This is a genomic window from Paenibacillus sp. OV219 (genome assembly GCF_900110075.1).
Classification (GTDB): Bacteria; Bacillota; Bacilli; order Paenibacillales; family Paenibacillaceae; genus Paenibacillus_Z.
In genome coordinates this window covers 218,361-244,272 of sequence record NZ_FOCJ01000001.1, presented here as the reverse complement: position 1 = coordinate 244,272, position 25,912 = coordinate 218,361, and the positions used below count along the sequence as shown (strand labels likewise).

Genomic DNA, 25,912 nt, shown 5'->3' with positions numbered 1-25,912 from the left:
ACTTACTCACCTCCGATGATGACGAAGCTCTTCGCCTTGACGTTGACTCCGCCCAAGCTGTAATCATTTGATGTGTAGTTCACAACGATCTTCACGCCGTTCGAATATTTAACCGCCGAGATACCGTAATCCGGAACTTCGCGCGCTTCAATCGTCGCATCCTGTACTTGCCGCAGCGCTTGGTTCATCGCTTTGTACATTTCAGTCAGCGGCTGTTCAAGATCCGTATATTGCGTCGTGAGCAAGTCTATGGAAGGTGTATCTCTTAGCTTCCAATACGGCTCGTACGTGAGCAGATACGACGGATATTGCCCGTAGTCGATCATGCGCAGCGTATCCTCGCGCGGGCTGGAAGATGAGTTGGATGGGTTAGCGAAATAATCGATATACCCGTGCATTACAGTCTGTATGAAAGGAACCGTATCGGTCTCATACATGAACTGCGAAGAACCGTTATCTACACCGAACATGGTGTCCGCATACTTCCACATGTAATCGTTCGCTTGATACATGGCTAGTTCTTTCACGCTTTTCTTGAAGTTCCCCGCAAGCTCCCGATAAGTATTCGCCGACTGTTCACGAGTAAAAGGATGTTTCTTGTTGTAATCCGAGTTAAGCACGGTACCCGTCCAGTCAAGTGCCAACCCATCTACACCGAGTTTCCTCATCGACTCCGTATCGTCCTTTGCCAGCTTCAGCGCTTTGCCAGGGCTAATGTTCCTCGCCATGATGTCATCGAAGAAGCTGTCCGAGCCCCAGCCGAAGTATGGAAACTCGTTAATTTCGTTGTTTAGCGCACGCACCGCATCGGAGCGCAAATTAAGCAGGTCCGAATTCTCGAACGCAATGGAGTAATTGTTAGTCAGATAGAGTGGAATGTTTTTGCTAGCCAAATACTTCTGGAACTCTTTCAGTCCCGAAGCGCCGCCAAGCTTCGACTCTACCGGGAATTCTGCCGGCCGCTTGCCATTCCAGCCGCCTTTATTCCAGCCGTCCAGAACGGTCTTCATGTTCGTGATACCGTCCTTCACCAGCCGATCGACAATTGTTTTCGACTGCGCGAACGTCGTCATCGGAACAACTTGTGCGCCGAACGTACTCGCTTCCGTCTCCCCACCGAGCAGACGGAGCTGCAGAGGAATGTCCGCGTTGCTCTTCTCTTTCTTCTCCTTCGTCAGCTCGCCTTTGTTCTGCAGATAGCTGCGATAGGTCTTCGCCATTCCGATATAATCCGCATCTTCGCCGCCGAGGAACTCGTAGCGAACTTGACGGTCTGTCTTAAGCGGATCCTTCTGGAAGGTGTTGTAGCCGCCCATGGATTTGCTCGTCGGCTGGAAATAGCCGTAGCGAATCTCGAATTTCGGCGACACCCAATAGAAATCCGTGCTTAAACCGCTTGGGTAAGCGACGATCTTCGCATTATATCGGCCGTCCTCCACGATACCGAGCACGCCGTTCTGCTTCGTGCCATGCACGACGCCAAACACGGGAACCGATGATCGACCAGTTGCCGAATCCATGCTATCGGAGGAATAGTCCGTGCCATAAATCTTCCCTACATAAGGATCGTCAAACTGGATATGCGCTTTGGAGAAGCGGATAAGCGCTCCGCTCCGGTCCGGAATGAAGATGTAGCCTGGGATGTCCGCTTTGTGCACAGCGCCGATGAACGGATACGGCTGGATGGAAGCCAGCTTCTCCGCACCTTTCTCCCACATCGAACTCTGCGGAATCTTGATGGTGAGCGAGTCGCCGTCAAGTTTCACCTCAAGCGACAAGCCCGCTTTAATGGCTGCGAGTGTAATGTTGACGCGCATCCCTTGCTCGATCGGCTCGACTTTGTCTACTTTGCCGCCAAGCGACAGGTAGCTGCCGTTGCTCAGCATTTCATCCGCCGTATAATACTCGAGAAGCAGCGGCGACTTAATCGCCGTTTGCCACTCGTCATTCAGATCCGCATTCGCCAAATCAGCATCACCTGGCATAGATGACCAGACATAACCGGTTGCTTTGTTCTTCACCATAATCGCAAGCGACTTGCTAGCCATGTAGAGCTCCAGCCCATTCGACTCGCCAATCTTCTTATATTCCGCCGGGATCGTGCGGCTCGCAATCGCGCCTGCCGCCAGCTCCGGCATCGTATAATTGTTGGAACGATACGGGAATGCGCCTTCCTTCTTATTGAGAACGATTTTGCTCTGACCAAGAGTGGCCTGCGGCTCAACTGTCGCTCCGTACGCGAATTGATATAACCCGAACGCCGCCATTGCACTAGCTGCGACCCATACAATACGTTTCTTGTTAGTGGACACGCAAATTCACCTCTTGGAATAACGAGTAAACAAATTCCCATACCTGGTTCGACAAGCCGAACAGAATGAACGCAACGAACGCCATAATGAGCATTCCGATCAGTGTGAGAACGATGTTCCGGACTGTTTCTTTAATTTCGTAGCCGTGAATCTCTTTCACCATAATGAAGATGAGCAGCGCGCTCCACACAATGACGAAATCATACGAGTAGTTATAAATAACGCCTTCCATTAACGTAAGCCCACGAGACAGAATCGCCAGCGGAATGGCAAAGATGATATAAGGGGACAGAGCGTAAACCGTGCCTTTATAAATGTTCTTAAAGCTACCTTCGCCGTCATTGATGACGCTGACGAGGTAGTTGGAGATGACCCATGCGAACAGTGGAAGCGTCAGCTTCAGCAGTTCTGTGACGAAATTGATCTGCAGCGGTTCCATCGTTGCGAACAGGAAATTTGTCGTGTATAGCCCGATCATTCTCACGACGAACATGAGGACCAGCAATACGGTAGCAGATGCGATCGAAGCTTTGCCGTTATGCTCCAGCTCGTAATAACCATCAATCGGATGCCGCAGCATACGGAACGGATGAAGCAACTGAGCGACAAAGCCCTGCTCCTTCACCGCTGTCCAGCCTTTAACAACCGGTGCTCCGAAGCTGAATCGGCGATACGAGAACCTCACTGCTGCGTACAGCACGATAGCGCCCGCAAAGGCTAACGCGACATCGACCGCATGATCCATAATCCAGATGCGACGAAGCTCCCAATACGCATTGGAATATTCCGCTTTGTTCTTGGAGAACTGGAATTCAGCGAACGCATCCTTGTAATTGCCTTCCTTGAAATAAGCGAGGCCAATACCGGTATGCGCGAGCGAGAACAAGCTGTTCTGCCGCAGCACTTCATTCCATGGCTCGCGGCTCTGAACGTATTTACCGTCCAGGTACAATCCGAGTGCTTCATGCACGAGCGCCGTGAATGCCGTCTGTTTAAACACTTGCACGTTGCCACGTTCACCGCTCAGTACAAGCAGCCTTCCATCGGATGTGACCGCGATGCCTGTCGGCGCACGCAGCAGACCAAGCCGCTGTTCACCTGTATCGCTGCCGCTGAAGATGAACATCAGATTGCCGTCCCGATTGTACTCGAGAATGAGGCCTTCCATGGAATCCACCGCGAAAATATTGCCCATACGGTCGACAGTTACATCCGATACCTGTTTGAGCGACCATGTTCCGCCAAGCAAGTCTTTACCGGCTACGTTCAGCTTCTTGATCGCACCGCCGTTAATACCGCTCGTACTTGTATAGATAAGTCCTTCTTCGTCGACCGAAATGTTCGTCGGCGAGATTGGCATTTCCCGTGTCATCTTGCTCAATTGCTGCTTTGTATAGAAAATACGCTGCAGTGTCTTGAGCAGGTTAAAGCCTGCGCGGTTACCGCCGAAGTAGCCAAGAAACTTGCCTTCCGGACTGAGCCGGACAAGACCTTGAATAAGACCTTCGCCGATAATGTAGATGCTGCCGCGTTTATCGACAATGACCTTCTGCGGCTTGAACGGCGTATCCTTGCCGTACAGCTTCGATTTCGGCTTGCCGATCGTCGACTTCAATTTGCCGTCTTGACCGAAGACAACAACGCTTTGCTTGCCGTAGTCTGCAACGTAGATGTCATGCGTTTCGGTGACGAATACGCCCCTCGGCTGCTTCAACTGACCGTCGCCGATGATGCGGATGAAATTCCCCCAGGAATCCAGCTCCACAATACGTCCATTACCCGTATCCGCGATATAGACGTTGTCTTCGTTATCCACAAAAATATCTTGTGGATCTCTAAGCTCGACCTTCCCTTTACTTGCCGCTTCATTCTCGCCAAAGATGCTGTACCCATCGATTGCGCCTACAGGCGTGTAGGCGTTCTGCATCATGATGCCTTTGCCGCCATCAATTGTGAACGTGTTGTACGGAACGTCCGCATAAGCAGTGGAACAGCTAAGGAGCAGCGCAATCGCGGCGAGAAGTATGATGATTCGCTTGAACCTAAACATCGTTCTCCCCCTCACTTCAATCCGGAATGCGCCATCGTATCCATCACTTTGCTTTGCATGAAGATGAAGATGAGCAAGTTCGGTATAAACATCAGGAGTGCCGCAGCCGCAGCCATCCCTTGACCGGCGATGTTATTCTCCATCGCTGTCGTCGTCGTTAACGTACTCATGTAGAACGCGAACGTCTTCAGCGTCTCCTTGCTCATGAACAAGGTCGACGTTTCCGCGTTGTTCCACGCGAGCTGGAAAGCCAGAATAGATACCGTCGCGAGCGCCGGCATAATCATCGGAATGACAAGCTTGCGGAATACGTAGTAATCGTTGGCACCGTCAAGCTTTGCCGCCTCAATAAGCGCATTCGGAATCTGATCGACGAACTGCTTGACCAAGAATACACCTACCGGCAGCGATAGCATCGGCAGAATATGCCCGAAAAAGTTGTCGGTCAGCCCGAGCTTTTCAATAATTAAGTACCTCGGAATTGTAACCGCCGCCGGAACGAACATGAGCGCAATAATGTTCACTTCGAACACGACTTTTTTGAGCTTGAACTCTTTTTTCGAAAGTGCAAAGCCCGTCATGGAACAGAGCATAATCGACAAGAAAACAACCGCAGCCGTCACTAGAATACTATTGAACAGATATTTGGTCTTCGGCACAGCCGCCACGTTGCTGACGCTGAACAGCTGAGCAAAGTTCCCCCATGTCGGGTGATGAACAAACAGCTTCGGCGGATACAAGAACAGCTCGTCCACCGGCTTGAGCGCCTGTGAGAAAATAAATATAATCGGCAAAATCATAAATACCGAGAGTGAGATTAAGAATGCGAAAAACTTCCACTGACCGAAGCTGAACCGCTCCGGATTGATTTTATTGCCATGAAATGAAGCCATTCGTGCAGGTCACCTTCTCCCAATTCATCGTTTCTCCTGCCGGCCTTAGTCGGACTCGCCGAACAATCGCCAGCACAGCTTGGAAAACCCGTAAACAATAATGAGCAGAACGACGGAAACCGCCGAAGCGTATCCCATATCGTAACGCAGGAAGCCGTAATCCTCGATGTGATTGATCATCAGCTGACCGGCATTTTGCGGTGTCGGGTTCGCCCCTGACAGCTGCACGCCAATCGCACCAGCTTGGAACGTGCCGACAACGGCCATAACAGCGCCGAATAGCATCTGCGGCTTCATGCTCGGAATGGTGATATACCACACCTCTTGCAGACGTGTGCGAATACCATCGATGTAGCCCGCTTCATACATCTCGCCGTTGATATTCAGAATGCCGGCGAGCATGGCGAGGAAACCAACGCCCATACTGTTCCAGAGCGATACGATGACCATGATCGGCATGAGATAATGCGGTGATTGCGTCCATTGAATCGGCTCATTAATGATTGCAAGGCTCATGAGAAAATGATTCAAATATCCCGATGCGTTACCGCTGAAAATAACGAGCCAGACGACCGCCATTGCTATTGCCGCCGTAAGCGACGGCGAGTAGATCGCCAGCGCGATTACAGTACGCGACTTGCGCGGAATTTGCGCCAGCAGCCACGCGAGCCAGAAGGATAGCAAGTATCCTCCTGGGCCGACGAGCAGCGCGAACTTCAGCGTATTCGGGAGCACGTACATCATAAACGCGTTATCCTGCGTGATGAGGTTGACGAAGTTGGTTAGCCCAATAAACTTCGGCGTCTGAATCGAGTTGAAATCGGTAAAGGACAAGTAAATTGCCGATACGACCGGCACGACGACAAGCAGTGTAAAGATAATAAGGAAAGGGCTGATAAACGCATAGGCGCTTAGCTCATTTTTGATCGCTTTTACCGTTGCCGGTTTCATTTGTGCTCACCTTCTTTGGCCATTTCTTCCATGTTCGGCATAATCGGAACCTGCAGCGGCTTCACAAACTTCCCGTTCTTCAAATATCCGAAGTCGGTCAGCTGCTTCTTAATTTCGCGATTGCCGTTAATGACGGCGTCTTCCATGGCCCGCCTTGCATTGAAGCCGTTGAAGACGACTTTGTTCCAAGCGTCGCTGATCTCCCGCTCGACCATGTAGTCGCCGAAGTAACGCGGAATATCATATAGCCACTTCCATTGCTCTTGAATGACTTCAATATCTTCCTTCGGCCAGGACAGTTGGCTGAACGCCTCGACATTGGCGGAATTCCACTTGTAAGTCGGACCGTAGATGGCTTCAAGATCGTTGCCGAAGCGCACCTGCGTCTCTTGCGATGTCCACCATTGCAGGAACTGCCAAGTCTTATCCTTCTTCTTGCTGCTGTTGAACATAATTGCGGTTGCGCCTGTTCCCGGTGCTGTCCGGTTCACGACGCCATCCTTACCCTTTACGCCCGGATATGGCGCTATCTTCCACCAGCCTGCAATTTCCGGCGCAGCGGCGGTCAATTGGATATAAGTCGTTGCATCCGCAATACCGATAGGCAAGCTGCCGTCGCGGAATTGGTTATAGAAGCTCGGCACCTGCAGCGGAACGCTGTAGACCGTAAACATGTCGGTCATTTCCTTCAGGCCCTCAAGCGCTGCGTCTTGGTCGATTGCCGTATGCATGCCATCGTCCGTGTAGAGCTTGCCGCCCGTCTGATAGATGAACGGAACGGTGTTGTTATATGGCTTGAAGCCGCCGGTTTGCGAGAGAGGGAGATAGAAGTTCATCCCGAAGCGCTGCAGCTCCGGCAATATCTGCTTGACCTCTTCCATCGTATCGGGTACAGGAATGTTCAGCGCATCGAGAATATCTTTGCGGTAGAACAGCACCCAGAAGCTCTGTGTTTCCGGCAAAGCATACAGCTTGTTGTTGAATGTCACTGGCACGAGTGCGCCCTGCGAGAACCGCTTCTTCACTTCGTCGAAGCCTTGGAATTGGTTCATATCCGCCAGCGCTCCGCGTGCCGCTAGACGGAACGGGATATAGTTGCTGACGCCAAGCGCAGCATCAGGCGCATTGCCCGCAGCGCTTGCCAGAACAAGCTTGCCTTCATCCGGCATAATGGACAGCGTTACTTTGATGCCCGTCTTCTTCGTAAATTCCTGGTTGACAAGCTGCTGCATCTGCATTACATTTTGCCGCGAACGGTTTACCCAAATTTGCAAAGAGCCTTTGTCATCAGCCGACACTTGCGAATAATCGGTTGTGAACGATTTGAAGAAAGCGGCGATGCTGTTCCACAGCGATTTGAAGAAGCCGACTTTCTCATTTGGCAGCTTGCTGTCTTCATAAATATAGAAGCGGTCCAGCTGAAGCGGCTGATTCGGCAGCTTCGTATTAATGACGCCAAGCGTCTGCAGAACAGAGCCGGAGCCTTCCGATAGCCGGTTAAATTGGTATGGAATCTTATCCGGACTAGCTGCGAGCCGATCTAGTGTCTCCGCTGCAACGAGCAAATTGCTCGCTTGGTCCGGGTTCCCGCCAGCTAGCACCTTGAGCGCGTCATACTGCTTGCGCAGCGTAGCCGCGAAGCCTTGCAAATTTGTCGCAAGATCTGGCATTTGCTTCGTAATATCCCAGTCGCGGTTCGTGTCCATCGTGTTGCCCGTCGCCATCTTGATCTCCAGCGCGAGCGTATTGATGTCCCACATCACCTTGCGAATCTCTTCGACAACTGGTCCATAAGGTGCAGCATCGGCTGTGAGTGAGATTTCATGCTCGCCCTCCGTAAGCTCGAACTGGTACGGCTTGCCGGATTTGTCCGACATCACCTCGTTGCTCCAGTCTTCCGTGTACGGGAACGCGTATTCATTCACTTCCTTGAATGGCACTTGACCATCTATCATCAAAGACCGATAAACAGGCATGCTCGTCTTTCCTGTTTGCAAATACTTAAATGCCAATTGGTAGGAGCCTGCTTTATCGACTTTCACTTTCCACGTCGCGCGTTGACCACCCACTTGCCATGCTTGCTCATTCTCATCCGGGTTTCCGCTCGTTGCAATTGTTTCGCCGCCGAGCGTATTGAGCGTTACTTTCCCGTTCCGATGAGGCACTACCGTCGCATCGCCGCTAGCAATAGAGCGAATAGATGGCTGAGACTTCGTTTGCGGATGCTCGGCTTCCACCGTAATCAGCGACTTGCCCACCTTCGGCAAGTTGTGCTCCTGCTTGTACTGCTCATACTTCGGCAATACTTCAGGCGCTGCGATAACGATGCGGCCGATAAGGGCAGCTTCCCGCAGATTATTAAACTTAATTGTGTTCATTCCTTGCTTTAGATGAAACCGCAGCGGTTCCGCATTAAAATAACTTGCGTCCGTAATCGGGGCCGTCTGCCACTGTCTGATCTGCTTCTGGCTTGCAGGCAAATCATTGCCTAGCCCATCTTGATCAAACTGAGCATTCTCGTCAGCCCATAGTTTTGAGAGTACGAAGCGTCTAGCTTCAAAAAAAGGATAAATCCCGTTCACTTCTATTGCGCGCTCGATCGAAATGATCTTATCCGACGTCGAATAATAATCGAACTTGATTTGATACAAAGCGTCCTGAGCTACGTTGACGTTCAGCTCAATGGCTTGCACGTCATCGTTCCATTCAAATACAGGCTCGTCATATCCTTTCGAATCCGAACCCAGAATCGCTTTGCCGCCTACTGCGGTGAATTGGTTCGGGTGAATGACGATATCGCCGGACTGTGCGTCCTTGATCCCTTTGTCATTCCAACCTTTCAAGACATCCCGGTAAGAATCTTCCGTTACTTTCTTAACCGGAGTATCTTCTTCCTCGTCGTCAGCATTAGCATTAGCGGCATCTGTCTCTGTGTCTCCACCTGACGATATATTGCCGCTCTTGTCACCGCCATCTCCGAACAAGTTGCCGAGCACGTCGTCATTATCGTTCTTCTTGTTATCAGGCGCTGTTCCCTCGGCAGCTGCTGTAACCGAACGACCCTCCAGTGATACTGGCGTTACGGCTGCTATCAACAGAGAGAGAAGCGTCACTATGGCTAACAATGGTTTGAATTTCATGATTTCACCCCAGTAGAACAATTTTTCCTCCTCTTCACAGAGGAGGAAAAATTGTGATTACGTTCTTTATTTTGTAGCCTCATCGATCTTTTTCATTGCGTTGTTGTAGTACTCCATCGATTTCTCTTGGAGCTCGGCAGCAACGTCTTCTGGTCTTGCTTCGCCCTTCTGGAACTTCTCGTTGTACTTGTCTTTTACTTTCGATGTGAAGTCTGCAAAGCCCGGTTGATACTTGAATGTTTCAAGTACGCCAGTTGGGATTGCCTTTACGATCTCTTTGATACCAGGCGTTACGAAATCTTGGTTGAGCCAAGCGTTCCATACGTCTGGATCGTTAACAAGCGGCATTGTCGCAAGCGGTGTTTCGTCTTTGATACGAGCGAGCCAGCCGTCTTTGGAGTAAGTCATCCACTTCAGGAACTCAACTGCTTCCTTCTTATGCTTCGAGCTCTTCGTAACACCAGCATAATCCGTAACAAGGCCGGCTTTTTGACCATTCACGCCCGGTACAGGAAGGATATCCCAGTTGAATTTCAGGTTCTGCTTATACCAAGTCAGGCTCCACGTTGCGTCGAACACCATGCCGACTTTACCGATGTTAAAGCCGCTGATGTCTTTGCCGTACCACTTGTCTCTTTCTTCTTTCTTGTAGCTCTGCAGCGAAGATTTGTCTTTGTAGCCAAAGTTGTTCGCCCAGTTAGTCGCTTCCGCCCAAGCCGGGTCCGTGTAGTTATACTGTGTGCCATCCCATGTCGATGCACCGAGCGCTGAGTTGTAGTTCGGGATCAATACATCGCCCATGCCCGCAGCGCCGTCGATGCCGAATTGGTGCTCATTGTAATTCGTCAGCTTCTTCGAAATGTCTTCCAGATCGGACAATGTCCAGTTAGCTTGTGGCTCTGGGATATTCGCTTTTGCTAGCAAATCTTTGTTGATGTAGATCGCCCATGAGTAGAGACCGTGAGGCAGGGCAAATTGTTTGCCGTTATATTCGCCTGTTTTTGCCAGACTGCCGTAGATCTTATCCGGGCTAAAATCAGGATCTTGTGCAAGGTAAGGGGTCAAATCTTCAAGCCAGCCGCTGCCTACTGCAAGCGGTACGTTGAACAGCCAGGTTACGTCAGGAAGCTTGTCCGCAGCCGCCGCAGCCGCCAGCTTCTCATCCCAAGGCCAGTCCATCGATTTATCAATTTCAACTTTAATATTCGGGTGAGTCGCTTCGAACGCTTTAATCCGCTTCATCTCAGCCCCGGTATCTGTTTTATCGCCCCATGTCGCGTACTTGATTGTCACCACTTCATCCGTTGCGGCAGGCTCATTCGCCGCAGCATCGTCTGTTGTATTCGTTGCGTTCGCAGTTGTATCTGTGCTCGTGTTCGTGCTTGCATTTGCATTATTAGTTGTTGAATTTGTTGCTGCATTATTTGAGTTTGTTGTGTTTGAATTCGAGTTGCCACCACCGCAACCCGCGAGTGTAAACGATAAAGCCAAAACCATTAAAAGTGACTTTTTCATCTCAGTTCTCCCCCAGATCATAGTCTGAAAATATTTCGCACACGTGAATCCTTATTGCTCGACTTGTACATTTCAACAGAAGCACTACTTCTCCCGAGCATCGCCTCCCTTCATGGAATATGACAGTACAGGAATCGTGATTCGTTAGTCGTTAACCGTTAACCGTTAAGGCTTTCTTTATACCCGCAAGAGTCGCGGACGATAAGCTGCGTTGGCAGCAGAATCGAGTTTCCTTCGCGCTGTGCGCTGAACATTAATTGCGTTGCGATAGCGCCGACTTCGTATTTCGAGTGTCCAATTGTGGTGAGAGGCGGGTTGACGTAAGGCCCGATGTTAATGTTGTCGAAGCCGACGACTGCAATGTCATCCGGTACCCGAACGCCAATCTCGGACATCGCGCGAATCGAACCGATCGCCATCTCATCATTCGCCGAGAAAATCGCATCAGGCAGTTGACTGCCAGCAAGCATCACTTTCGCCGCTTGATAGCCGCCGACTTCGAGGCATCGACCGAACATGCTAATCTTCTTCGGAACGGGCAAGCCATACTCTTCAAGCGCTCTCTTATAGCCGTTATATCGAAGCGAATTGTCGAAAGAAGTGAGTGGACCGCTCAGAAACTCGATATTGCGCCGGCCTAGCTTTATAAGATGGGAGACAGCGTCATAGGCGCCCTGCTCATACGTAATGAGTACGTTGTGTACATACTCGCCTTTCAGCTCCCTGTCCAACACAACAATCGGGAATGACTCCGATGCAACCTGGAGAATTAAGCTGTCGCTAATCGATGAGCCCATGATGATTGCTCCATCCACGAACTGCTCCACCATAAATCGGTGCGCGGAGCTGCTCTCTCCGCCATATGTACTGCATACAACTAGGTTGAATCCGTGCGAGGCAACGACCTCTTGCACACCTTCGATTACTTGACTATAAAATGGTCCGCCGAGATCGTACAGGAACAATCCGATCGTTTGCGTCTTCCTTTTCTTCAAATTGCGGGCGGCACCGCTTGGCCTGAAGTTCAATTCCTTCGCTGCCAGAAACACTTTGCGCCGCGTCTCCTCGCTGATCTTCGGCGAGTTATTCATCGCATATGAGACAGTCGATACGGCAACACCGGCGAGTTTAGCAACATCTTTTATCGTAGCAGCCATAAAGAACCATCACTTCCTATCCGATAATTGAAACGTTTCAGTAGAATCGATGTAAAATTACCCCATATAAAGCGCATACATAACTGTATAACGCTTCAATTCTGATAATTTCGGTCAGAATTATAAGCTATTCTAGCATTGTCGCAACTTGTTAGTAGAAACGTTTCACAAACACATCCTAGCATACTATTTGGAAAATGAAAAGGCTTACAATGAAGGAAACGGGCCATTTTTGTAAAAAATTATTTAAAATATTTTTCGTGAAAAAGAAGGAATTCGAAACGATTCGATAGATTTGCTATATTTGCCTTATAAAACGAGGAAAGTTGAGCGGAAATGGTAGTTTCGGATTGTTTGCTGGCTAGCCATCCCACTAACCTACTGAATTCCTACTGACTGACTGTTTACCCTCGCTAATTAAAGCCATTTGGTGTCACCATCTCTCGCAGAGGTAGCTCTAACGAACCACAGAGTCGCTATTCGCCCGGAAAAACACGTTTTCAGATTCTAACGAATTACAGTGACGTTATTTCATACAAAACAGGCTCAATCGGCTGCACAGGAGTTCAATAACGATTGTAGGGTTTGTTACAATTTCTAGAGGGTAATTTCCAGACCAATTAGGCGTGTACGGTTCGTTAGCGGGATGTAACGAGCTTGTGGAGTGTGTCAGGTCAAAGGGATGCGTGCGGGAAGTCGGGTGCGTACAGTTCGTGAATGTGTTGTGTGCGTGGTGTGCGTGCTGTGCTTGGTGTGCGTGGAGTACGTGAAGTTAATTGAGTGCGTGGAGTACGTGAAGTTAGGTGTGCGATGAGCGCGTCGAGTGTGTTGGGGCGTTGGGTGTTGAGTGTTTGAATACATAGACTGCATAGAGTGTGTCAGGTGCACGGGTGCGTGGAATGCTGTGTTTCGGCGAAGAGGAGTTTAGTATTTGAATACATGACGCGCGCCTTGGCGCACTGGATCCACGCGGTACGCGGTGCACGCATTGCGTGGAACGCGACCCAACCACCCTGGAGCTACAAAGTAAACCCGGCTGCTCTCAGCCGGGTTCAACGTCCTTCAAGTAAGCCCTTGCGGAGCTGAGCCGAGTCTAATAGCGATTCTTCAAGCTCACCCTATTGCGATGCGGCTCGCCGCTTTCGATGTAGCTCCGCAGGTTGTCGACGAGAATATCGACAGCACGGTCTGTGTAGTAGATGGAATTGCCGGAGTTATGCGGCGTCAGGATGACGTTCTCCATCGTCCACAGCGGATGCGATTCCGGCAGCGGTTCCGGATCGAAGACATCGAGCCCTGCTCCAGCGATGACGCCACGCTCCAGAGCGTCAACAAGATCATCGGTGACGACCGTCTGGCCGCGACCGATGTTCACGAAGAAAGCACTTGGCTTCATCTGCGCAAACTTGGCGCGGTTGAACAGCCCTTGCGTCTCCTTCGTAATCGGCAGCGTCACAACGACGAAATCGCTCTCCTGCAGCAACCGATCCAGACCACCAGTGCTGAACATCGCATCTACGAACGGCGATGGCTGGGCAGAGTTGCGCACGCCAAGGACGCGCATCTGAAACGCTTGCGCCAGCCTAGCCAGCTCCTCGCCAATCGCGCCTACACCAACGATGCCAATTGTTTTGCCATGTATTTCGCCTAATCCGCCAATCCAGTCCCACTGCTTCTCCATCTGATTGCGAATCGTCAGATGCAGCTTCCTTGTAAAAGCAAGCATCATGCCAAGCACCGTCTCCGATATCGCATTCGCATGAACGCCGCTCGCATTCGTCAGCATCACTTCACAGGCTGCAAAAGCATCAAACGGCATTTGCTCGACGCCAGCGCCCCACGCCTGCACCCATCGTAGCGCGCCGCCGGCCTTTAGCGCATGAGCCTCTGCCTGCTCGCTCCAACCTGCCACAATCTCCGCTTCAGCGAGGTGACTCGCGAGCGCACTCTCAGCCTGATCACCATCGGCGTAGACGATCTCAAATCCCGGCGCCGCTTCCGCAATCCGCTCTCGGTGCTGCGGCTCCAAATCATAAACACATACCAGCTTGCGCATTTCGCCGCCTCCCTCATATAAAAAACCGGCCCACAGGGCCGGTTCAAGGTCATACCCATCTCTTACAGTTTAACTTCGGAACCTGTACGAGCGGACTCATAGATTGCAGATAGAATTTTGATCATGTCAACGCCTTGATCAATCGTGTTGATTGGGTTCGCACGGCCTTGTACAACATCGACAAAGTGAGCAAGATGCTCGCCATGTCCGCCGGAATCTTGACCTGTGTGCGGGAATGTATCCGTTACAATGCCTTGGTCTTCGCCGAAGATGCCAAGCTTGCCGTTGCTGAACTTGATGCCAGCTTTCGTACCGCGAAGCTCAACGAAGTTCTCTTCTTCTTCGATGTTCGATGCCCAGCTGAATTCGATTTGCAGCGAAGCGCCGTTGTCGAAACGAATGAAGCCAATTGCCAAATCTTCTACATCGAATGTGCCTTCGCCTTCGGACTTGGAACCAAATTTGCTATGCTCAGAGCCAGCGATATCCTCAGCATCTGCGAATTTCGTGTAAGTCGCACCAGTAACCGATACCGGCTTCGGATTGCCCATGAACCACATTGCAAGGTCAATGAAGTGAACGCCAAGGTCGATAAGTGGTCCGCCACCGGACAATTCCTTCGTCGTGAACCAGCCACCTTTGCCTGGAATACCGCGGCGACGAGTCCAGCCGCAGCGTCCTGCATAAGCTTCGCCCAGGTTGCCTTGGTCGATCCAACGTTTCACATATTGGGATGCCGGACGGAAACGGTTGTTACGCATAACCATCAGCTTCTTGCCGCTCTTCTCCATAGCATCCTTCATGCGAAGCGCTTCTTCTACGCTTACCGCATCCGGCTTCTCACAGAATACATGCTTGCCTGCTTCAAGCGCAGCAACCGCAATTTCGGAGTGGAACAGATTCGGTGTGCAAATATCAATAATATCAACATCTGCAAGAGCGATTACATCGCGGTAGTCGCTGAACGCTTGCGGAATGCCGTGCTGCTCAGCAGCTGCCTTCGCCTTCTCTAGATCAATATCACAGATCGCTACGATTTCCAGCTCAGGATGGTTCTTCAGCGGCTCCGAGTGCGCCCATTGAAAAATACCTCCTGCACCGATTACGCCAACCTTCAATTTCTTCGTCATCTCAAACATCCTCCCCATTATATCCCCAGCTCATTTGACAGACAGGCTCTAACCGAAAGGCTAGAGCCTGCATCCTGCCGAAACTTCGATCCGTATTAGTTAAGCTTCTTCAAGAATCCTTGACGCAGCTTGTAATACTTCAGCCAAGCGTCCTTCATCTTCGTCAAACCGTCAGCAACGTCGCTGCTCGACAGGATATCTGTGTACGCTTTGTAGTTCTCATCGAACTTATCGCTAGAACCTGTGATTGCTTTAACCATGAGGTTGTCCAACTCATCGTTATGAGGGGCAACAAGGTTATTATTGAAATCCGTGTTGATCGTTTCCCATTCCGCTTTCGCTTTAAGAGTTGCTTCGTCTACCGGCAGCTCCGCATACAGCGTCATGCTCTTCAGGTTATGCTTCTGCCATGCAGCATTTACAAGCGTATTCTGATCATAGTTCGCTTCGCTGAACGGATATACAACTTGCGGTTTGTATACATAACCCATTTCGCCAGCTTGTGCAAGACCATATACTTCAGGGTTCGTCATTTGGTTGTCTTGACCAACAATACCATAGTACCAGCCATCGCCGGACTCATCTGCTTTGCCGAGCAGCATATACTCTTCAACCTTCTTGAACTCTGGCTTGTAGCGGCGATTCATGCCTTCGCCCGTGTACATGTCAGGTGTACCCCAAGCGCGAAGATCAGCAGCCTCAAGCGAGTTGTTCCAGTCGATCCAGTTCAGGATTTGTGGAATTTGATCGTCAGACACTTTCTTAGGGTTGATCACTTTGGAGTTCCATTTCGTTGTCAGCGGGAAGTATTGGTTCGCCGCGTCCTGATTGTTCGGATTAAGCTCGTTTGCGAAGATCGGAACGAATCTCCAGTCATACTTGCCTTTTACCTTATCACGGTTAGCAGCAACTGGCGCCCACATGTTGACGACTGCATATTCACCATTGATGATTTTTGCATCGCGCTGCTCATTCTTCTGAATGTAGAATTCTTTACCGAACAAGCCATCTTTGAAGCCTTTGTTCATGAAGGAAATATAGTTTTTCCATTCAGGTGTAAGCTCGAAATCCGAGTAAAGGTTTTGCGATTCATTAATGACAAGCGGATAAGCATTGCTCATGCTAAGACCTGTAGCAGAGAACAAGGACCAGTACAGCGCACCGCGTGAGTTCTCAAATTGCAAATGTGCCGGTGTAATCGGGTGGCCGTTCTCCGACAGGTTCAGCGCTTTCACTTGCTCCAGGTAACCGTTCAGGTCGGATAGGTTCTTGATTGGCACATCGTCGATTTGCTCAAGCGACAATTGACCTTTGTTTGCGATTGCAAGCTTCTTCAGATCAGCAGCACTCATGACATTCGGATAGACTTTCTTCAGAATGTCGTCACGCATCCACACGCCATAACCGCCGTTACCAAGACTTGCATCGCCGTAAGGCGTTTTGCGGTATTCTTCTTTAAGCAGTGGGCTTGGCATGGACGGGATCGACCACATTTTGCCGTCTGTTGGGTCAACACTCGCTTGGTACCACTGATCTACAGTAACGCCAAGGTCAGCAAGACGTGCTGCTGTCAAAGGCATATATTTTTTAATTTCATCAAGCGTAATCTCACGAGCCATGCCTGCTTTTTTCAGCATTTCCATGTTGGCAGCGTCATCAGCAATACCGTTCTGGTTTGCAATAACAGCCGGGACTGTGTCCGCAAGGATTTGCATTTGCAGCCAGCTCTTAATGTCTGTGTTCGGTGGGATTTCGATGAAGTCAGGAATGACCTTCGTCTTGTCGCGCCAGATTGGCGTCAATTTGTCTTCGACCGGCTTACGCGGGCTCGTGGGCAAATTACCTAGAACTTCAAGATGCATTTCTTTGAAGCTTGCTGGATCAACAGGTGCACCATTGTTCGCAGCTGTGTTTCCACCAGCGGATGAGCCGTTGCTGCCTTGCGAGTTATTCGAACTGCCACAGCCGACAAGCGTAATGGAAAGAACGGTAGCCAGCATAAGTGCCATAACCTTTTTCATAAATAAAATCCTCCCCTGAATGAATATCTATTAACTTTAGATGAGTCAAGGCGTTATGCCTTAACCGCACCAGTCAACATCCCTTTGACGAAGTACTTCTGGAAGAACGGGTAGATGAACAGCAGCGGGAATGTAACGACAACCATGACTGTCATCTTGATAACCTCAGGCGTTGGAACGGAATTGTTCTGCTGCGCCATGAGGCGGCGTGCTTGCGCGCCACTTGTCTTCGTAAAGTCGATCAGCGTGTTCGCTTCTGCACGGTTGATGATTTCGTAGAGCACGTACTGCAGCGTACTGAGTCCGCGGTCGGTTACGTAAATCAAGTTCGTGTAGTAGTCGAGCCAGTTGCCAACGACTGCGAAGAAAGCGAATGCAGCAATAATCGGCATGGACAGCGGCAAAATAATTTGGAAGAAAATTCGGCCGTAGCCAGCGCCATCTATCATTGCAGACTCTTGCAGCTCAGCAGGCAATTCTTCGATATGCGTCCGCATGATGATCATACTGAAGAACGCGAAGGCGCCTGGGAGCACGTATACAAGGAAGTTGTTAATCAAGTGGAGCTTCGAAATAACAACATAGTTCGAAATAATCGTACCTGCGATAAACATCGGGATCATGAAGAAGAATAGCAACGTCTTACGGCCTGGCAGGAAGCGCTTCGAGAGCGCGAACGCCGCCATCATAGTCACGATAACGGATAGCACCGGGCCGATGACACAGCGCAGCGCTGTGACGACAAACGCCGTTTGCAGACGTTCATACTGGAACACGAACGCATAATTCTCAAGCGTGAACACACGCGGGAAGAACCAGATCGGACCTGCTGCAGCATCCGCTCCTGTATTGAATGACATGACAAGGATGTACCAGAACGGATAGATCGCAGTAACTGCCCAGACGAGCATAATCAATATGTTAACGGTATCAAAGGTGCGCTCGCCTGTTGATCGTTTGATGCGGTTTGCTTTCAAAGTTGCATTTGACACGTAAAGTCGCTCCTTTCCTTAGACAATACCTACATTGCTAAGTTTCTTCGTCGTGGCATTCGTAAGCATGATAAGAATAAAGGATATGATGCCTTGGAAAAGGCCGACCGCAGCGGAGTACGAATATTGACCGCTGACTATACCTTGGTAGTACGTGTAAACGCCGATCGTGTCGGTATCCAGTCGGATCATCTTATTTTGCAAGTTGAATACTTGGTCGAAGTTCGTCGCAAGCAATCCACTCAAGGAGAAGATCAGCAGAATACTCATCGTTGGAACAAGGCCTGGCAATGTGATGTACCATAGACGCTGCCAGCGTGTTGCGCCATCCACCTGCGCCGCTTCATATTGCTGCGGATCAATCGTCGTGAGCGCTGCGAGGTAAAGAATCGTACCCCAGCCTGTTTCTTTCCAAATTTCAGAAATTACGAGAACCGGCAAGAAATTGTGTGCATCCTGCATGTAGGATATACGCTCAGCAGCAGGGTCAATCAATTGGCGAAGGTTGTTGATAATACCCGTCGCATCAACCGTCAAGAACATGTAGAACAAACCGGCAACAGTTACCCACGATACAAAGTGAGGAATATAGGAAGTCGTTTGTACAATCTTCTTGAACCGCTCGCCGCGCAGCTCGTTAAGCAGAAGCGCCAGAATGAGCGGTGCCGGGAACGTTGCGACCATCATCGTGACACTGTAGAGCAGCGTACGGCCGATCAGTGTGTAGAACTTATGGTCGGTGAGGAACTTCGCGAAATTGTCGAAGCCGACGAATTTACTGCCGAAGCCGAACCAGCCTTTATTAAAGTCATAGTCGAGAAATGCGATATAGTTCGAGAACATTGGCAAGTATGCGAAGATGAGCGTCAGAATGATTGCAGGGGCCAAAAAGAGATACAGCACAGATACTTTTTTCAGTTCGATGCTCCGCTTCTTCTTCTTAGCGGCAACATGAGTTTTGTCGGTGATTGTAGCCATTAGTGATTCCTCCTCTTTGAAGTATGCACGTGCTCCATGATCTTACTCTTGGCATAAATTCATGCCATATTATGGATTAGCTCACTCCCATGCCGCCGCAGGATTGCCGGATGACAAGCTCTGTGGGAAGAACAATGGAATTGTCCTTGGGAGAAGAGTTAAATAAACATTGTGTCGCAATAGCACCAAGCTCGTATCTGGAATGACCAACCGTTGTGAGCGAAGGTCTGACATAAGAACTTTGATGAATGTTATCGAAACCAACGACGGCCACTTGCTCAGGCACACTAAGGTTCGCTTCGTTCAAAGCTCTTATGGCACCGATTGCCATCTCGTCATTCGCGGCGAAGACCGCGTCCGGCATTTGGCTTCCGGCAAGCATCAGCTTCATGGCTTGATAGCCCGAAGTCTCAGTGCAGTTTCCTTGCATAAGGATCTCAGGCGAGAACGGAAGGTTATGCTCGTCCATCGCACGCTTGTAGCCTTCGTAACGATTGATATTATCAATCGTGAATAACGGCCCGCTGAGGAACTCTATCTTGCGTCTGCCAAGCTTGATCAGATGGGTAACCGCATCGTACGCGCCTTGCTCATCGTCAATGAGAACGCTTCGAACATAGTCCGAGTTGAGCTCCCGATCAAGCACGACGATGGGGAAATCTTTGCCTGCTACTTGAAGAATCAGGCTATCTGAGATAGGCGTGCCCATGATGATTGCGCCATCTACAAATTTCTCTCTCAAGAATCGGTGAGCAGAACTGTTCTCTCCGCCGAATGTACTGCACACAATCAAGTTGTAGTTGTAGGAGGCGACGACCTCTTGAATGCCTTCAATCAACTGGCTATAAAATGGACCTCCCAGGCTGTACAAGAATAGCCCGATCGTTTCACTCTTCTGCTTCTTCAAGTTTCGCGCTGCATTACTTGGACGATAGTTGAGCGATTCAGCAGCACGGACAACCTTCTTTCGTGTTTCTTCACTGATCTTAGGCGAGTTATTGAGTGCATAAGAGACTGTCGAAACGGCGACTCCAGCTATCCTGGCAACGTCTTTTATCGTTGCGACCATGTATTAAGCTCCCTCACTTTCATCAGGTTATTGAAACGTTTCAACTTGATTCAAAAAAAATGGTTCTGAAACGCTTTCAAAACCGAGTCAAGTGTACTTTAGTAAGCAATTAATGGCAGTTACTCATCATTCTACGTATGTCGAACTCTGTAGAAACGTTTCACCTCAGCAATAATATCACAATGTAATCGCTTTTAAAAGAGTTAAATTAAGTCGGATTATGACGAAAATATATGTAATTTTGGTTTGATGACCATATGAAAATCACAGATTGGTGAAACGGTTCAAATAAAAAGAGGAAAGTCCCATTATAGACGAGACTTTCCTCAGATTGAATAATGACTTGTGTTGCAAGGAACCAACGTTGATGGATATCGCGCTAACTATGCATCCTACCCATCCGCCATCCGACCACTTCGGGCTAACGAATCGTATAGCGCTTATTTAGCCAATTTCGGCTGGTTAAATCGGCTAACGAACTCGGGTCACGCTATTGCCCCGATTTTGCCAACCAAATGGCTCAAATTCGCGGAATAACGCTTCCTGAGTTCGTTAGAATATCAAACCCGTCAAATTTGCTCGAATAACGCCACATGGGTTCGTTAGAGGGGAGCAGGGCTGGGGAGAGATCACTATAGCTCCCCTTCTGCCTTACACAGTAATTTCAAACGATCCTTCCAAGCCTTTTGCACTGCTCGGGCCTATCCACACGTTGAATTTGCCCGGTTCCACGACAAATTCGTGCTTCCCGTTAACGAAACCAAGCTCCTGATCGCCAAGTGTGAACGTCACGGTACGGCTCTCTCCGGCTTTCAGCTCCAGACGGTTGAAGCCCTTCAGCTCCTTCACCGGCCTTGTCACGCTTGCTGCAACATCGCAAATGTACAGCTGGACGATCTCGACGCCGTTACGGTCGCCGGTATTGCGGATCCGTGCCGATACGGTAACGGACTCGCCTAGCTTAACAGCAGCCTGCTCTACCTCCAGCTCCTCGTAGCTGAAGCTCGTGTAGCTGAGGCCATGACCGAACGGATACAGCGGTGTCACGTCAGCATCCGCATAACGTTTCATCTGCGGACGGCCTGTCTTCTTCGCGTTGTAATAAATCGGTACTTGACCACTGTGTCTTGGGAAAGTGACCGGCAGCTTGCCGCTCGGATTCACCGCTCCGAAGAGAACGTCTGCAATAGCTGGACCTGCTTGCACGCCAAGGTGCCAACCGTTAACAATGGCCGGGATATGAGCGTCAGCCCATTCGATTGTGAGCGGACGACCATTCGCTAGCACGAGCACAACCGGTACGCCTGTACTATGAATCGCTTGAAGCAGCTCCATCTGAGGCGCCGGAATGTCCAGCGACACGCGGCTGTTGTTCTCGCCGCTCATATCAGCAGATTCGCCAAGCACAACAATGGCGAGCTCACTCTCCCTAGCCAGACGAACCGCTCTCGCAAGCTCTGCTTCGTCGGCCGAATTAATGCCGCTTCCTGCCGCAAAGACCACTTCGGTCTGCTGCGCTTCTGCTAGCAAGCGAATACCTGCGAGAACGGAGACGACATCCTCCGGTCTGCCTTGTCCGCGCCAGCAGCCGAGCTGCGCTTCCACGTCTTCCGCTAGCGGACCGATGACAGCGAGCTTGCGCACGGACGGTGCGATTGGCAGCAGCTGACCCTCGTTCTTCAGCAGCACAATAGATTGGCGAGCCATCTCGCGTGCCGTCTCCAAGTGCGCTGGATTCAGCATGTAGGTGCTTGCGAGCGTATTGTTCGTGTACGGATGCATGAACAAACCAAGACGGTATTTCACTCGCAAAATACGGCGAACCGCATCATCAATCACCTCGAGCGAAACTTCGCCTTTATCGATGAGATTCGCGAGATGCTCATGATAGATCAACGAGTGCATATCCATATGCATGCCCGCATTCATAGCTGCGCTGCCCGCTTGTTCCCGGTCAGCTGAATAGCCATGCTGTACGAGTTCATCGACCGATTCCCAGTCGCTTACGACGAAGCCTTGGAAATTCCATTCACCCTGAAGGACATCCTTCAGGAGCCAGCGGTTTCCAGAAGCCGGTACGCCGTTAACTTCGTTGAACGCTGCCATAATCGTTCCTGCTCCAGCGTCAAGCGCCGCTTGGAACGGCGGGAAGTAAGTCTCACGCATCCGCGTCTCCGAGATGTCGACTGTATTATAGTCTCTTCCGCCCTCAGCAAGACCGTAAGCGGCAAAATGCTTCGGACACGCCATAATATGCGGACGGTCCGTCCAATCATTGCGCTGAATGCCTCTTACCCGTGCGGCTGCAACGACTGAACCGAGGAACGGATCTTCGCCGGCGCCTTCTGCAATCCGACCCCATCTCGCATCGCGCGCGATGTCGACCATCGGCGCGAGGATCCAGCTAATGCCGTCTGACGAAGCTTCGCGTGCCGCGATTGCTGCCGTCTCCTCCAGCAAATCCGGATTCCAGCTGCTCGCTTCCGCAAGCGGAATCGGGAACGTCGAACGATAGCCATGAATGACATCGTCGGCGAACAGCAGCGGAATGCCAAGACGCGTATCTTCCACCGCAACTCGCTGAATGGCGTTAGCGCTGTCCGCACCGCGAATGCCGAGCAAAGAACCGACCATCCCTTCTTCGATCAACTCGCCATCGGTTTCTTCGTCGAATGTACCGAGCTGCGTCAGCTGGCCGATCTTCTCCTGCAGCGTCATTTGGCCAAGCAACGCATCAATTGCTGCTTCCGTCTCGGTATCCGAGAGGAACGGAGTTTTCAATGGTTTCTTATCCGCCGCCATTAGCCAAGCTCCTTGATGCATGCGTTCAAGTATGCGATCGACGATGCTGTTGCTTCCTCCAGCGTCTGCTTCGCATTCGTCGCTTCTTCATGCAGCAGCTCGAACGTCAGCCAGCCGTTGTAGTTGATTTCGGATGCGACTGCAAGCAGCTCCTTCATATCAACTTCCCCGACAGACAGATTCTCGCTCGGTACACGCCCGAATTGGTTGCGGAAGTGGAAAGCATAGATACGATCTGGATAAGCCTTCAGCATATCCACCGGATTCATACCCGCCACGTGCGCCCAGCCTGTATCGACACAGAGGCCGACTTCCTGGCTTGCATATTCGATAACCGAACGGAGATCTCCCTCGGCATTATGCTTGTCCGATGCGTGGTTATGCATGCTTACTTTCAGATCGTGCCCGCGCACGGCATCGGCAATACGAGTCAAGTTCACGCCTTGCTGCTTGAACTCCTCTTCGGTCTTTAGTTCTGGCGCATCCCAGCCGCCTTTTGGATCCGCGTTAATAACCAGATCCGTAGCGCCCGCTTCAGCCAGTCGCTTCGCCACAGGCAGCACTGTCTCTTCGATGTTCAGCGACTCGAACGGCTCGTGAAGCTGAAGACCAATGTAACTGCCAGATACAGCAAGGCCAAACTGCTTCGCCAAGCTGAGCAGCTCGGGAGTTGGGTCAATTTCAAGCGCCTGCATGCCTGCATTCGCACACGTGCGGAAAATCTCTTCCATCGACGGATCTTTGCCGTCTTTCCAGTATTCTACCTGGTAACCGTACAGACCGGTGGAAAACCCTTTGCTTGTAATCATTGTTTGTTCCCCTTTCCCTCTCGCTTAACGACTGCTATTTCTTCAGAACAACCGGCTTCTGGCCATTTGCGCTGTCATAGATGGATTGCAGGCACAGGAAATTGAATATGGCTTGCTCGTTCACGATTGCCGGCGACTGCTGGCCTTTCACCTTTTGCGCGAAGAAGTGTACCGGGTGATCCATATAACCGATCGGTCCTGGGTATGCAATCGTATCCTCTTTCGTAATAACTTCTCCGTTTTTATCGGATTTTACTAGGACTTGATCCGTTTCGAAGTAAGGCGACCATTTCACCGCACCGCGAGTACCTTCGATTTCAACCGTGAAGTATGGCTCGCCATGCGTACAGGAAGCGCGCTCGTATTGCACCCATACCGATTTGCCGTCTGCTTGCTGGAATTTCAACATTGCGCCGACAGCGCCTTCGATGTCATAAACAACATCCGTTGGATCAGCTTCCGTCTCTGGCTTCGCTACCCAAGCAGCAGCAACTTCAATGCTCTCCGGTTGCAATAAGTCATTCAGAATCGTGAAGTCGTAAGGACCCCAGTCCATAACGATACCGCCTGCTGCCTTGGATTTATCCAGGAACCAACGGCTCTGCGGCTGCCACTCCACGCCCGGACGACCGCGTTGACCACGGAATACGAAGGAGATCTTGTACACATCGCCAAGCTCGCCGGAGTTCAAGATGCTCTTCACTTGCTCTGTCTTCGGCACTTGCAGGAACCGAACGGAGCAGCATCCTAGCATGCGGTTGTTTGCTTTTGCAATTTCAAGCAGACCTTCTGCTTCTTCGCGGTTCATCACAAGCGGCTTCTCGCACAGCGTATGACGGCCCGATTCCAGCGCCATCTTGGACAACGGGAAGTGCGTGAACGGTGGCGTGCCGATGATAACAATATCTTCTGCTTGCGGCTCTTCGCTCAGCATTTCCTTAGCATCTGTAAACGTAACGGCTTGCGGGAATTGCTCTGCGAAACTTGCAAGCGCAGCCGGATTCGGGTCTGCGACTTTAATCTCAATGGACGATTGATCTTCCAGCTTATAAATGGCTTCTGCGTGTGTGCGGTTAATGACACCAGCACCGACTAAGTAAAAACGCATAACATTCACCTCTACTCATGTATTTGATCTTACACTTTGAAAACATAATTAATTAATAAAGTTAAGAATCGTCGATAGTAAAATTATAGCTCCCAAGGCATCTGAGCCGGTTGGCCGATACGGAAGTTACGAACAACCTCTTGCGCTTTCTTGGACAGCGTATCGTAAGTTTCACGCGGAATTTGCGTATGGCAGCTGGAGTTGTACCAGTGGCGGTTATAGATCATTGCAAGGTTCGTACGGCGGTCATTCGAACGGTTCGGCGTGCCGCGGTGCCACATACGAATATCGCGGATGACGATCGAGCCTGCTGGCATGAATACTTTCTCGGAGTGCATACCTTCCGCAGCGCGTACAATGTGCAGGTTCGGGTTTACACTGCCATCAAGCGTATCGTGGTTCGCGTTGTCCGGGTTCAGGTGCGTGCCGCCTGGCCATATTTCAAGCGGTCCATTCTCCTCGGTAACATCAACAAGCGGAACGTTCACAACTAGGCTGAACGGCGGCAATGGAACTGTCAATTCCGGGAACAACGGCATAATGTCGCAGTGTACCGCTTGGTAGTCCGAGCCAGGCATTGGTGTGTCGGATGCGAAATACGAGCAGTTGAAGCCTTTGCCAAGCACTTTCTCAATGACGCTCATCACGATTGGATGTGCAATGACTTCCTCATCGATGAATGGCTGCATGAATGGCAGGAACATCTGGGCACGGTTCGTACCTGTGTTGTAGCCCCGCTTCTCAATAAACTCGTCAAAGATCGGATCGAACGCATCGCGGATGCCCTTGATCTTCTCATCGCTTAGTACTTTTTCGAACAGGATGTAACCATTCACACGTACTTGCTCTGCTGCAGTTTCCAGCATCTCTGGGCTCAGGACGCCAGTTGCCAGCTCTTGCTCGGTCAGTTTGATTCTCATCGTTAAACA

Annotated in this window: 17 protein-coding genes; all 17 read right to left on the bottom strand. The window is 50.5% G+C overall.

Features of this window, described 5'->3' with window-relative positions; translation table 11 throughout:
* Nucleotides 1-2: 2 nt before the first annotated feature.
* Nucleotides 3-2,312: a DUF5696 domain-containing protein gene (locus BMY11_RS00995; RefSeq protein ID WP_090572610.1), complete on the bottom strand. Its 2,310-nt coding sequence runs from the start codon at nucleotides 2,310-2,312 to the stop codon at nucleotides 3-5.
* Nucleotides 2,302-4,362, bottom strand: a complete 2,061-nt coding sequence (locus BMY11_RS00990) for a YIP1 family protein (protein ID WP_090572609.1) — start codon at nucleotides 4,360-4,362, stop codon at nucleotides 2,302-2,304. Before BMY11_RS00990 ends, BMY11_RS00995 begins: the two co-directional genes overlap by 11 nt.
* Nucleotides 4,363-4,373: 11 nt before the next feature.
* Entirely contained in the window at nucleotides 4,374-5,255 is an 882-nt protein-coding gene (locus BMY11_RS00985; RefSeq protein WP_090572608.1) for a carbohydrate ABC transporter permease, read from the bottom strand.
* A 45-nt stretch (nucleotides 5,256-5,300) separates the two neighbouring features.
* Nucleotides 5,301-6,206 carry a carbohydrate ABC transporter permease gene (locus tag BMY11_RS00980; RefSeq protein WP_090572607.1) on the bottom strand — a complete coding sequence of 302 codons (906 nt, stop codon included), beginning with the start codon at nucleotides 6,204-6,206 and terminating at the stop codon, nucleotides 5,301-5,303.
* Complete coding sequence (locus tag BMY11_RS00975) at nucleotides 6,203-9,346, bottom strand: extracellular solute-binding protein (RefSeq protein WP_143069185.1); 3,144 nt, start codon at nucleotides 9,344-9,346, stop codon at nucleotides 6,203-6,205. Before BMY11_RS00975 ends, BMY11_RS00980 begins: the two co-directional genes overlap by 4 nt.
* A 66-nt stretch (nucleotides 9,347-9,412) precedes the next feature.
* Nucleotides 9,413-10,861, bottom strand: a complete 1,449-nt coding sequence (locus BMY11_RS00970; protein WP_177182442.1) for an extracellular solute-binding protein — start codon at nucleotides 10,859-10,861, stop codon at nucleotides 9,413-9,415.
* Between the two features lie 158 nt (nucleotides 10,862-11,019).
* Nucleotides 11,020-12,018: a LacI family DNA-binding transcriptional regulator gene (locus tag BMY11_RS00965; protein ID WP_090572604.1), complete on the bottom strand. Its 999-nt coding sequence runs from the start codon at nucleotides 12,016-12,018 to the stop codon at nucleotides 11,020-11,022.
* A 1,093-nt stretch (nucleotides 12,019-13,111) separates the two neighbouring features.
* Nucleotides 13,112-14,074, bottom strand: coding sequence for a D-2-hydroxyacid dehydrogenase (locus BMY11_RS00960; protein WP_090572603.1), 963 nt, complete (start codon nucleotides 14,072-14,074; stop codon nucleotides 13,112-13,114).
* Between the two features lie 62 nt (nucleotides 14,075-14,136).
* On the bottom strand, nucleotides 14,137-15,204 hold the full coding sequence (locus BMY11_RS00955) for a Gfo/Idh/MocA family protein (protein ID WP_090572602.1): 1,068 nt from the start codon (nucleotides 15,202-15,204) through the stop codon (nucleotides 14,137-14,139).
* 95 nt (nucleotides 15,205-15,299) lie between these two features.
* A complete protein-coding gene (locus BMY11_RS00950) occupies nucleotides 15,300-17,225 on the bottom strand; it encodes a type 2 periplasmic-binding domain-containing protein (protein ID WP_090572601.1) in 1,926 nt (641 codons plus the stop codon).
* A gap of 53 nt (nucleotides 17,226-17,278) precedes the next feature.
* Entirely contained in the window at nucleotides 17,279-18,217 is a 939-nt protein-coding gene (locus tag BMY11_RS00945) for a carbohydrate ABC transporter permease (protein ID WP_090572600.1), read from the bottom strand.
* An 18-nt stretch (nucleotides 18,218-18,235) separates the two neighbouring features.
* On the bottom strand, nucleotides 18,236-19,195 hold the full coding sequence (locus BMY11_RS00940; protein WP_090572599.1) for an ABC transporter permease: 960 nt from the start codon (nucleotides 19,193-19,195) through the stop codon (nucleotides 18,236-18,238).
* A gap of 76 nt (nucleotides 19,196-19,271) precedes the next feature.
* The gene (locus BMY11_RS00935) at nucleotides 19,272-20,264 is read right to left on the bottom strand and encodes a LacI family DNA-binding transcriptional regulator (RefSeq protein ID WP_090572598.1); all 993 of its coding nucleotides are present in this window, start codon (nucleotides 20,262-20,264) and stop codon (nucleotides 19,272-19,274) included.
* Between the two features lie 651 nt (nucleotides 20,265-20,915).
* Nucleotides 20,916-23,066, bottom strand: a complete 2,151-nt coding sequence (gene bglX, locus BMY11_RS00930) for a beta-glucosidase BglX (protein WP_090572597.1) — start codon at nucleotides 23,064-23,066, stop codon at nucleotides 20,916-20,918.
* A complete protein-coding gene (locus BMY11_RS00925) occupies nucleotides 23,066-23,875 on the bottom strand; it encodes a sugar phosphate isomerase/epimerase family protein (RefSeq protein ID WP_090572596.1) in 810 nt (269 codons plus the stop codon). The genes bglX and BMY11_RS00925 overlap by 1 nt, the downstream gene beginning before the upstream one ends.
* 34 nt (nucleotides 23,876-23,909) lie before the next feature.
* A complete protein-coding gene (locus BMY11_RS00920) occupies nucleotides 23,910-24,983 on the bottom strand; it encodes a Gfo/Idh/MocA family protein (protein WP_090572595.1) in 1,074 nt (357 codons plus the stop codon).
* 83 nt (nucleotides 24,984-25,066) lie between these two features.
* Nucleotides 25,067-25,903: a phytanoyl-CoA dioxygenase family protein gene (locus BMY11_RS00915; RefSeq protein ID WP_090572594.1), complete on the bottom strand. Its 837-nt coding sequence runs from the start codon at nucleotides 25,901-25,903 to the stop codon at nucleotides 25,067-25,069.
* Nucleotides 25,904-25,912 lie beyond the last annotated feature (9 nt).